This window comes from Pseudonocardia sp. McavD-2-B (assembly GCF_024124365.1).
GTDB classification, from domain to species: domain Bacteria; phylum Actinomycetota; class Actinomycetes; order Mycobacteriales; family Pseudonocardiaceae; genus Pseudonocardia; species Pseudonocardia alni.
Window position 1 is genome coordinate 1 of the sequence record NZ_JAMXSG010000211.1, and the last position, 10,449, is coordinate 10,449.

The following is a 10,449-nucleotide window of genomic DNA, read 5'->3' on the forward strand; positions in this document are numbered from 1 at the left end:
CGATCCGGCCGGGCCGGGCTGGGGCGAGCTCGGACACCGGCTGCTCGTCGAACGCGACGGCGGCACGGTCGTCGGCGGCGCGGGTCTGTTCCCCGCCCCCGACGACGGCCCGGCCGCCGTCGAGCTCGGCTACGGCGTGGTGCCGTCCCGGCGCGGCCGCGGCTACGCCGTCGAGGCCGCCCGCCTGCTGCTCGCGCTGGCCCGCTCGGCCGGGGCGTCACCGCTGGTCGCGGGCGTCGAGCCCGGCAACCCCGCCTCGGAGCGGGTGCTGCAGCGGATCGGGATGCGCCCCACCGGGACCCGCGACGGCGTCGCGCGGTTCCGGCTCGACGTAGGGTCGACCACGTGATCAGGCTCGTCGCGCTCGACATCGACGGCACCATCGTCCACGGGCGCAGGCCCCCGAGCCCCGCGGTCCTCGATGCCATCGCGCTCGCCGGGACCCGGGCCGAGGTGATGCTGTGCACCGGCCGGACCGTCGTCGGCGTGGCCGGCGCGCTGGACGCGATCGGGCTGCGCGACGGCGTCACCCTGACCTCGAACGGCGCAGTCGAGATGGAGACCGCGACCCGCCGGGTCCTGGCGATGGAGCGGCTCGCCCCCGAGGCCGTGACCGCGGCCCTCGACGCGATGAGCGAGCTGTTCCCGGGGGCGGTGTTCGCCTGCGAGCACGTCGGCGTCGGGCAGCGGGTCAGCGCCCCGTTCCCGGACGGCGTGCTCGCAGGCACCGTCACCGAGGTCGGCCGCGCCGGTCTGCTCGACGAGCCGACGCCCAAGCTCGTCATGTACTGGCCGGGGCACGACCCGGACGAGACCGCCGCCCGGGCGGCCCGGCTGCACGTCCCCGGCACCGAGCCGACCCTGGACCACGAGCTGCCGTGGGTCACGCTGGTGCCGGCCGGGGTGTCCAAGGCGTCCGGGCTCGCGCGGGTCGCGGCCCGGCTCGGCGTCGACCGCTCCGAGGTCCTCGCTGTCGGCGACGGCGACAACGACCGCGCGATGCTGCGCTGGGCGGGCCGCGGGATCGCGATGGGGCAGGCCCCGCCGCAGGTGCACGCCGACGCCGACGAGTCCACCGACACCGTCGCGGAGGACGGCCTGGCCCGCGCCCTGGAGCGCGCGTTCGGCTAGTGCTCGACGGGGGTGCCCGCGACCAGCGGCGTCGCCGCCTCCAGGGCCGCCCCGCAGGACGGCGGCCGTGGCGGCAGCGAGGAGTCGATGACCACCGGCACCGTCCAGACCCGGCCGTCGCGGGACCGCACGGTCACGTCCCCCGGGCCGTCGACGGCATCGAGGAGCAGTGCGGACGCGTCCCCGATGCCGGTGTGCTCGCGCACGGCGAGCTCGGCGAGCTGGCGGACCGGGTCCAGCCCGGTGTGCCCGCGGCAGCCCCACGGGTCGACGCCGCCCCCGGCCGCGGCCTTCAACGCGGCCAGCGCGCCGCCGGTGTCGAGGCGGCCGTAGGCGTAGCCGGTGGGCAGCACCAGCGCGGTCGGAGCGAACCGGTGCCCGCCGAGGTGGGTGCACTCCCAGACGTCGGCGCCCTCGGCGGCCAGCTCCCCGGCGAGCGCGCGGCCGCGGACGGCGCAGCAGACGTCGCGCCTGCCGTGCGCGCACACCAGCATCACCGGGTCGGTGACCGGGGTGCCCGCACCCGGGTCGAGGTCGATGCGGGCGAGGTCGTCGGTGCCCCGCACGGTGCGCGCCCACACCCGCGAGCCGCCCGGGGCGAGGTCGGCGACGTAGACGGTGCGGTCGCCGTCGGCGTCGCAGCGGCCCTCGCGACCGGGACGTCGGATCAGGAGGAGGATGACGTCGTCGGCGCGGAGCCGGTCGCAGAGCGCGGTGACCGCCGGGTCCGGGTGGTCGGCGACCTTCCGCGGCCACGCCCCGATGTGCTCGACGGCGACGAGGCGGCGCACGTGCGGCGCGGTGCCGGTCATCGGCTCGCCGACGGCCTCGCTCAGCCCGGCACAGCCCCCGGCGGGCGCCCCGGCGGGGGGACCGCCGAGTGCGCCACGTGCCGCGGTGACCGTCATCGGGCCATCTTAGGGAAGGTTTCCCTGACTTCAACCCGGGACGCCCGGTCGGGTCACTCCCGGCCGGGGAGCTCCGTGCGCAGGACCTTGCCGGTCTGGTTGCGCGGCAGCTCGTCCAGGAAGTGCACGTCCCGTGGGGCGGCGAACTTCTCCAGGTCGGACTTCACCCGGCTGCGGATCGCGTCCGCGGTGACGTCGGCTCCCGGCTCGAGCACCACCCAGGCGGCGAACCGCTGGCCGTACTCGTCGTCGTCCACCCCGAGCACACAGGCCTCGCGCACCCCGTCCATCCCCGAGACGAGCTCCTCGACCGGGCCGGGGTGCAGGTTCTCCCCGCCCGAGACGATCATGTCGTCGGCCCGGCCGGTGAGGAACAGCCGTCCCTGCTCGTCGAGGTGCCCGACGTCGCCGGTCCCGAGCAGTCCGTCGCGCTCCTCCAGGCCGTCCTCGCCGCCGGTGTAGCCCTCGAACGGCAGGTCGTTGCCGACGAACACCCGGCCGTCGACGCCCGCCGCGGCCGGGGTGTCGTCGTCGTCGAGGATGACCAGGGTGGTCCCGGCCGGCGCGCGGCCCGCGGTGCCGGGGGCGTCGCGCAGGTCCTCCGGTCCGGCGATCGAGACCCAGGAGACCTCGGTGGAGCCGTAGAGGTTGTAGAGGCAGTCGCCGAAGCGGTCCATGAACCGGTTGGCCTGTCCGCCGGGCAGCGCCGACCCGGAGACGGCCACGATCCGCGGGCCCGCCGGGTCGTCCCCGCCGTCGCCCCAGCCGTCGGCGTCGGACTCCAGGACGCGCTGCAGCATCACCGGCACCGCGAACACCGTCGTGCACCGGCGCTCGCGCACGGCGTCGAGGAACCCCTCGGGGGTGAACCTGCGGCGCAGCACGACGGTCGCGCCGTGCAGCGAGGCGAGCAGCAGCCCGGCGTTGCCCCAGGTGTGGAACAGCGGCGCGGCGATGTGCGTCGGCTCACCGGCGCGCAGCGGGATCGCCGACAGGATCGACGCCGCCGGGGCGAGGGTCGAGGGGTGCGGCCGCTTGGCGCCCTTCGGTGTCCCGGTGGTGCCGGAGGTCAGCACGATCTGCTTGGACGGCTCCGGCTTGAACGGCAGCTCGCCCGGCCCGCCGCGCTCGACCATCGCGTCCAGGTCGTCGAGCGCGCGATCGCCAGCGCGGCGCGGCCCGTCCGGGGTGCGGGTCAGCACGACGCGCGGCCCGTCCGGGACGATGTCGAGGAAGTCCGGGTCGGCGACGAGGGTGTGCAGCTGCTGCTGCTCCTGCACCCCGCGCAGCTGCTCGGCCGAGAGCCCGGTGTTCACCAGTACGACGTCGGCGCCCGCCTTGCCCGCCGCGACCATCGCCTCGATCGGCGCGCGGGCGTTGCGGCACAGCACGCCGACCGGGGCGCCCGGCCCGGCGCCGGAGTCGAGCAGCGCCAGCGCGAGGCTGTCGGTGCGGGCCTCCAGCTCGGCGTAGGTGGTGACCCCGTCGTCGTCGACGACGGCGAGCCGGTACGGGTGGCGGGCCGCTCCGACGGCGAACGCGGCGGTGATGCTGTTGCCGTAGCGGACCAGGGCCCGGCCCATCCCGTACAGCTTCCCGGGGCCGAGCGGGCGGACGACTCCCGAGCGGGTCAGGGCCACGGCGGCACGGGCGGTGCCGCTGCCCAGCTCGTAGGCGGTACGGGCGGTGCCGGAGAGGTTCTGGAGCAGCGGGGAGCCAGCCATGCGGCGCAGTCTGGCAGGGCCACCCGTCGGGTCGCCGGGTCCGGTGCGGGGATCTGTGTCAGAGGTCACTGAGCATGTCCGTCATGTTTCGTAGGGTGAAGACGATGTGTCTCTCGGTGACCCACAGGTCGCCGAACTCTCCACCACACCGTCGGGGATCCTGATGCGCCTCTACCTGCCCACACGCACGTCCACTTCCGGCCGCACCCTGGTCCGCGCGGGACGTCCGACCAAGTCGATGCCCGGGTTCGGCGGCCTCGCCGGCGTCTGCCGCTGCGGTGCGGCCCGGCCCGCCGACGCGCGCGCCCTGCCGTGGCGGGACTGTCCGTCCTGCACGCCGCAGCGGGCCCGCGCCGGGCGCTGACCGCGCCGGCCTCGTAGGTTTCCGGGTCGACGGGCATCGGGTCCGTCGCCCGCGGAGGCCCCATGAGTACGCCCACCCCCGAGATGCGGCTGCGCGCCCTCGAGCGCGAGGACCTGCCGTTCGTCCACGGGCTGTCGAACGACTCCGGGATCATGTCGTACTGGTTCGAGGAGCCCTACGAGTCGCTCGTCGAGCTGCAGGAGATCTTCGCCCGGCACGTGCACGACAACCGCGAGCGGCGGTTCGTCATCGACTGCGCGGGCGAGCGCGCCGGCCTGGTCGAGCTGGTGGAGATCGACTACATCCACCGCAACGCGGAGTTCCAGATCATCGTCGCCCCCGCCTTCCAGGGCCGGGGTCTCGCCGCCCGCGCCACCTCCGCGGCCCTCGACTACGCCTTCGGCGTGCTGAACCTGCACAAGGTGTACCTCGTCGTCGACGTCGACAACGCCCGTGCGGTGCGCGCCTACGAACGCACCGGCTTCGTCGTCGAGGGCGAGCTGCGCGAGGAGTACTTCGCCAGCGGCCGCTACCACGACGCGTACCGGATGGCGGTGCTGCAGCGCGAGCACCTCGGTCGCGCCGTCGACGGACCGCGCTGACCGGACCGGACCGGCCGGCAGGGAGGGGGACCCGTCGGCCGGCCCGGCGTGCACCGGTCGCGGGCATGCGACCGGGGTCGGGCGCGTCGACCGTGATGACGACGACACCCATGAACAGTACTATCCCGCCACGTGCTCGTGTCAACGTTCCGCTACGCTGCGCCCATGACCAGCAGGAACCGGGTGTGGGTCGGTGTCAGCTCGATGTCGCGGTGCGGATCGGGCAGCTGATGACATCGTTGATCGTCGGGTGAGTGCCCGCGACCGTCGTCGCCACGGGTCACGGGGTGGTTGCGGCCCGCCCGTCGTCGCCGTGCGCGCCCGGCTGCCCCGGGTAGGATCCGCCCCGATGTCCGGAACGCCGACGGCCGGGGACGAGTTCCCGATCGACACGCTCGCCGCGCGTGCCGGTATGACCGTCCGCAACGTGCGTGCCCACCTGTCCCGCGGGCTGCTGCAGCCGGGGGAGATGCGCGGGCGCACCGCCTGGTACGGCCCCGTCCACCTGGCCCGGCTGGAGCTGATCGCCGGCCTGCAGCGGCGCGGGTTCTCGCTCGCCGCGATCGGTGTGCTGATCAACCAGACCCCCTCCGGCAGCGCGGAGGAGGCGCTGCGCCTCTACCGCGGCATGCTCGCCCCGTGGCAGCCGGAGGAGCCGGTCGAGCTCGCCGAGGAGGACCTGGCCGCGTGGGCCGGCGCCCGGACGTCCCCGGAGTTCGTCGGGCAGCTGGTCGCCTCCGGGATGATCGAGCGCACCGGCCCGGGGCGGCTGCGCGTGCTCAACCCGTCGATGGTCCGGTCCGGGGCGCACGCCGTCGCCCTCGGTCTGGCGCCGGAAGCGGTGCAGCAGGTCGGCGACGAGCTGCTGACCCGCACCCGTGAGATCGCCGAGATCTTCGTCGAGCTGTTCCGGGAGCAGGTCTGGGCGGCGCACGTCGCGGCCGGGCTGCCCCGCAGCGGCGTCGCGGACCTGCGCACGGCGGTCGAGGCCCTGCAGCCGGTCGCCACCCAGTCGCTGCTCGGCGCCTTCCGCCAGACGATGCAGGAGGCGATGGACGACTTCATCCGCCGGCTGTCCACCGACCTCGCCCCGGCCGACCCGCCCGTCGACCCCGGGGCCGCGGAGCCGCACTCAGACCGGTAGGTCGACGGTGAACACCGTCCGGCCGGGGGCGCTGTCGACCCCGACCGTCCCGTCGTGGGCGGCGACGACCGCGGCCACGATCGCCAGGCCCAGCCCGGTGCTGGGGGTGTCGTTCCCGGCGCGGGTGCGTCCCTCGGCGCCGCGGGCGAACCGCTCGAACACCCGCGGCAGGACGTCCGGGGCGATGCCGGGGCCGTCGTCGGCGACCCGCAACCGGACCCGGCCGGGGACGGGCCGGTCGAGGGAGACGGTGACCGTCGTGCCGGGCGGGGTGTGGGTGCGGGCGTTCGCGAACAGGTTGGTGACCACCTGGGCGAGCCGGTGGGCGTCGCCGGTGACCGTGACCGGCTCATCGGGCAGCCGCGGGAACCAGCGGTGGTCGCGGCCCGCCACGTGGGCGTCCCCGACGGCGTCGAGGACCAGCCGGGTGAGGTCCACCTCGGCGCGCTCCAGCGGGCGGCCCGCGTCGAGCCGGGCGAGCAGCAGCAGGTCCTCGACCAGGGTGGACATGCGTTCGGCCTGCGAGCTGATCCGGGCCAGTGCGTGCGTGGTCCGCTCCGGGACCGGGTCGCGCTCGCGGCGCGACAGCTCGGCGTAGCCGCGGATCGCCGTCAGCGGGGTGCGCAGCTCGTGGCTGGCGTCGGCGACGAAGCGCCGCAGCCGGGTCTCGGACTCCTGGCGGGCGGCGAGCGCGCCCTCGACGTTGTCGAGCATGTGGTTGAGCGCGGTGCCGACCTGGCCGACCTCGGTGCGGGGGTCGGGGTCGGGGACGCGGGCGGCGAGGTGGACCTCGCCCCGGTCCAGCGGCAGGTCCCCGACCTGCGCGGCGACGCCGGCGACGCGTTCGAGCGGGCGCAGCTCGCGACGCACCAGCACGGCCGCCGCGATGCCCGCGAGCACCACCGCCCCGCCCAGCACGACGAGCTCGGTGACGACGAGCCTGGTCACGGTCGCACCGGCGTTGTCCGGCTGCGCGATCAGGTAGGTCGTCGTGCCCTCGGTCCAGCCGATCGCCCGGTAGTCGCCCAGGGACAGGGTGACGTCGTGCGGCGCGGTGTCGGCGGGCACCGACCGGAGCGCGCCGAGGTCGTCGTCGGACACAGCGGTGCTGGTGCCGCCGCGCTGGGCGAGCCGGGCCATGACGACACGGCCGTCGTCGAACACCGCGCCGATCGCGTTCGCGCTCGGGCCGGGACCGAGGAACACCCCGTCGGGCGGGCCGGGGCGCCGGCCGCCGTCCCCGGACGGTGCGCCGGTCCCGTCGCCCTCGTCCTCGGTCAGCCGCCCGGGGGCGCGCCCGGTCTGCTGGGCGACGAAGCCCTCCAGGGAGAACGACAGCTCGTGGTCCTGCCGGGTGGACAGGTAGCGGTCGAGCGAGAGCGTCGTCGCGACGCCGATCGCCACGCACGCCACCGCGAACAGCAGCAGCACCGTGACGACCAGCCGGGCCCGCAGCGAGCGGACCCGGCCGGAGACGCGGGTGACGACCACCGGGTCACTCCGCCGCGGGACGCAGCACGTAGCCCGCGCCGCGCACCGTGTGGATCATCGGCCGGCGTCCGGCGTCGATCTTCTTGCGCAGGTAGGAGACGTAGAGCTCGACCACGTTGGACTGGCCGCCGAAGTCGTAGTTCCACACCCGGTCGAGGATCTGGGCCTTCGACAGCACCCGGCGCGGGTTGCGCATGAGGTAGCGCAGCAGCTCGAACTCGGTCGCGGTCAGCTCCACCGGGTCGCCGGCGCGCGACACCTCGTGTGCGTCCTCGTCGAGCACCAGGTCGCCGACGACCAGCTCCGAGGAGCGCTGGGCGGCGGCCATCCCGGCGCGGCGCAGCAGCCCGCGCAGCCGCGCGACCAGCTCCTCCAGCGAGAACGGCTTGGTGACGTAGTCGTCGCCGCCCGCGGTGAGCCCCGCGACCCGGTCCTCGACGGCGTCGCGCGCGGTCAGGAACAGCACCGGCACCTCGGGGGTGTCGGCGCGGACCCGGCGCAGCACCTCGAAGCCGTCGACGTCGGGCAGCATCACGTCCAGCACGATCGCGTCCGGGCGGAACTCGCGGGCGTGGCGCACCGCGGACATGCCGTCGGCGGCGGCGCGGACCTCCCAGCCCTCGTAGCGCAGGGCCATCGACAGCAGGTCCGACAGCGTCGACTCGTCGTCCACCACGAGCACCCGGATCGGGCCGCCGTCGGCGCGGCGCAGCGGGTCGGCGTCCCGGTCCATCACCTCGGTCATGCTAGGAGCACACCGCACGAACCTGTGCGACAGCTGTGCCCCGGCTGTCGGTTCACCGGGCGCGCCAGTACCCCGTGGCGTAGACGGCGCGCCGGTCGAACCCCCGCTCGCCGAGCAGGTGCGCGCGCAGCTCCTTGACCGCGGCGGACTCCCCGGACAGCCACGCCTGGCCGCGCCCGCCCGGCAGCTGTGCGGCCCGCACCGCCGCGACCAGCGGCTCACCCGCCGGGGCGTCGCCCCGGTGCACCCAGGTGACGGCGACGTCGCCGGGCAGGGTCTGCTCCTCGCCCGCGTCGGCGACCTCGGCGACGACCCGGACCGGCACCCCGGGGGCGGCCTCGGCGAGGGTCTCGCAGACGGTCGCGATGGCGGGCAGCGCGGACTCGTCGCCGATCACGAGGTGGTGCACGGCGGCCGGGTCCGGCTCCCAGCGCCCGCCGGGCTCGGACACCCCGACCCAGTCCCCGGGGGCGGCCGACACGGCCCAGGCGGCGGCCGGGCCGTGCCCGGCGTGCACGACGAAGTCGACGTCGAGTTCACCGTGGCCGCCGGCGTCGGGGGCGAAGCGGCGCACCGTGTAGGTGCGGATCGCCGGGCGGGCCTCCCCGGCGGGCCAGACCGGTCCGCCGGTCGAGGCGCGCGGGACGGCGGGCCGTTCCTGGCCCTCGACCGGGAAGAACATCTTGATCCGGCGGTCCGGGCCGTGCCCGGGGAACCCGGCCAGCTCCTCGCCGGTCAGGGTCACCCGGACCATGCCGGGGGTGACCCGCTCGGTGCGGGCCACCTGCAGCAGGCGTGGTGCGGTCGTGCTCATGGCCGGGAATTGTCCCGGACGCGCTCAGGCCCGGTGGCCGAGGCCCGCCAGGCCGGTCCAGACCAGGTCCATCAGGTACTCGGTGGCCTGCTCGGCGGTGACCGACTCGTCCTGGCCACGCCAGACGGCGAGCCGCTCGCAGGCCCCGACGATCACCTGCGCCCAGCCGGTCAGCCGGGCCGGTTCGGTGCCGGGGACCTGCGCGGCCAGCAGGGCGGCGGTGAAGTCGGTCTGCTGGGCGCGGATCTCCTCCAGCGCGGTGTCGGTGACCCCGGCCTCGGAGCAGAACAGCTGCCAGGCGGGCGCCCGCCGGTCGAGGTAGCGGAAGAAGGCCAGCGTCCCGCCCCGCAGCATCGCCTCCGGCGACTCCGCGGCCCCCGCCGCCTGTGCGACGACGTCGAGCAGCTCGGACCGGGCCCGCGCGATCGCGGCCAGCAGCAGTCCCTCCTTGGACCCGAAGTGGGTGTAGAGCACCGGCTTGGTGACCCCGACCCGCTCCGCGACCTGTTCCATCGAGACCTCGGCGTAGCCCCGCTCGCCGAAGACGGCGACGGCCGCGTCGACGATCTGACGCTCCCGCTCCGCCCTGGGCACGCGGCGGCGGGGGCCGGGTACGGTCTGCGCGGTCACGTCGGAGACTTTACCCGCAGTAAGTTACTGGCGGTAGGAAGCGAGTGGGAATGGACGTCTACTCCCTGCCGATGACCACCCGGTTCCGCGGGATCACCGTGCGCGAGGGCCTCCTGCTGTCCGGCCCGGCCGGCTGGGGGGAGTTCTGCCCCTTCCCCGAGTACGACGACCGCGAGGCCGTCGCATGGCTGGCCGCGGCCCGCGAGGCGGCCGAGGTGGGCTGGCCGGAGCCGGTGCGCGACCGCGTGCCGGTCAACTGCACCGTGCCCGCCGTCGGCCCCGAGCAGGCGCAGCGGATCGTGCGCGCCTCCGGCTGCACCACCGCGAAGGTCAAGGTCGCCGACGCCGGTGCCCCGTTGTCCGGGGACATCGAGCGCGTCGCCGCCGTCCGCGACGCGCTCGGCCCCGCCGGGCTGGTCCGGGTGGACGCCAACGCCGCCTGGGACGTCGACACGGCCGTCGCCGCGATCGGCGAGCTGGACCGGGCCGCCGGGGGACTGGAGTACGTCGAGCAGCCCTGCTGGGAGGTCGAGGACCTCGCCGCCGTCCGCCGGAAGGTGGACGTGCCGATCGCCGCCGACGAGTCGATCCGCCGCGCCGAGGACCCGATGCGGGTGGTGCGGGCCGGGGCGGCCGACGTCGTCGTGCTGAAGGCGTCGCCGCTGGGCGGGGTGCGCCGGGCCCTGCGGATCGCCGAGGAGGTCGGGCTGCCGGTCGTCGTGTCCTCGGCGGTGGAGTCGAGCGTCGGGCTCGCCGCCGGACTCGCGCTGGCCGGGGCGCTGCCGGAGCTGCACCACGCCTGCGGGCTCGGGACGGTCCCGCTGCTGGCCGCCGACGTCGTCGCGGAGCCGCTCGCCCCGCAGCGGGGCTTCCTGTCCGTGCCGCGGGTCGCGCCC

At 75.7% G+C, this 10,449-nt stretch carries 12 protein-coding genes; 6 read left to right on the top strand and 6 right to left on the bottom strand.

Annotated elements, in window-relative coordinates; all coding sequences use genetic code 11:
• The coding region (locus NH602_RS22620) for a GNAT family N-acetyltransferase (protein WP_253068853.1) at positions 1-349 on the top strand (349 nt) is incomplete at its 5' end.
• Positions 346-1,131: an HAD family hydrolase gene (locus tag NH602_RS32030; protein WP_179760806.1), complete on the top strand. Its 786-nt coding sequence runs from the start codon at positions 346-348 to the stop codon at positions 1,129-1,131. The genes NH602_RS22620 and NH602_RS32030, both read left to right, overlap by 4 nt.
• Here NH602_RS32030 and NH602_RS22630 read toward each other — a convergent pair.
• Positions 1,128-2,039, bottom strand: a complete 912-nt coding sequence (locus NH602_RS22630) for a sucrase ferredoxin (RefSeq protein ID WP_179760805.1) — start codon at positions 2,037-2,039, stop codon at positions 1,128-1,130. The genes NH602_RS32030 and NH602_RS22630 overlap by 4 nt on opposite strands.
• Before the next feature lie 53 nt (positions 2,040-2,092).
• Positions 2,093-3,763: an AMP-binding protein gene (locus NH602_RS22635; RefSeq protein ID WP_253068854.1), complete on the bottom strand. Its 1,671-nt coding sequence runs from the start codon at positions 3,761-3,763 to the stop codon at positions 2,093-2,095.
• Between the two features lie 106 nt (positions 3,764-3,869).
• On the opposite strand from NH602_RS22635, the gene NH602_RS22640 reads away from it, so the two are divergent.
• From NH602_RS22640 to NH602_RS22650, 3 genes are all read left to right on the top strand, one after another.
• Positions 3,870-4,127 carry a hypothetical protein gene (locus tag NH602_RS22640; RefSeq protein ID WP_073577212.1) on the top strand — a complete coding sequence of 86 codons (258 nt, stop codon included), beginning with the start codon at positions 3,870-3,872 and terminating at the stop codon, positions 4,125-4,127.
• Between the two features lie 62 nt (positions 4,128-4,189).
• The gene (speG, locus tag NH602_RS22645) at positions 4,190-4,729 is read left to right on the top strand and encodes a spermidine N1-acetyltransferase (RefSeq protein WP_073577211.1); all 540 of its coding nucleotides are present in this window, start codon (positions 4,190-4,192) and stop codon (positions 4,727-4,729) included.
• A gap of 349 nt (positions 4,730-5,078) precedes the next feature.
• Positions 5,079-5,873 carry a MerR family transcriptional regulator gene (locus NH602_RS22650; RefSeq protein ID WP_073577210.1) on the top strand — a complete coding sequence of 265 codons (795 nt, stop codon included), beginning with the start codon at positions 5,079-5,081 and terminating at the stop codon, positions 5,871-5,873.
• Here NH602_RS22650 and NH602_RS22655 read toward each other — a convergent pair.
• Genes NH602_RS22655 through NH602_RS22670 form a run of 4 tightly spaced genes read right to left on the bottom strand, consistent with a single transcriptional unit; the run spans position 5,862 to position 9,553 of the window.
• A complete protein-coding gene (locus NH602_RS22655; RefSeq protein WP_179760803.1) occupies positions 5,862-7,364 on the bottom strand; it encodes a cell wall metabolism sensor histidine kinase WalK in 1,503 nt (500 codons plus the stop codon). The genes NH602_RS22650 and NH602_RS22655 overlap by 12 nt on opposite strands.
• Positions 7,365-7,368: 4 nt before the next feature.
• Positions 7,369-8,109, bottom strand: a complete 741-nt coding sequence (locus NH602_RS22660; RefSeq protein ID WP_062400865.1) for a response regulator transcription factor — start codon at positions 8,107-8,109, stop codon at positions 7,369-7,371.
• Positions 8,110-8,161: 52 nt separating this feature from the next.
• Positions 8,162-8,923 carry a siderophore-interacting protein gene (locus NH602_RS22665; protein ID WP_073577208.1) on the bottom strand — a complete coding sequence of 254 codons (762 nt, stop codon included), beginning with the start codon at positions 8,921-8,923 and terminating at the stop codon, positions 8,162-8,164.
• Positions 8,924-8,947: 24 nt separating this feature from the next.
• Entirely contained in the window at positions 8,948-9,553 is a 606-nt protein-coding gene (locus NH602_RS22670) for a TetR/AcrR family transcriptional regulator (protein ID WP_224403274.1), read from the bottom strand.
• A gap of 50 nt (positions 9,554-9,603) precedes the next feature.
• On the opposite strand from NH602_RS22670, the gene NH602_RS22675 reads away from it, so the two are divergent.
• A partial coding sequence (locus NH602_RS22675) for an o-succinylbenzoate synthase (protein ID WP_253068855.1) occupies positions 9,604-10,449 on the top strand: 846 nt, incomplete at its 3' end.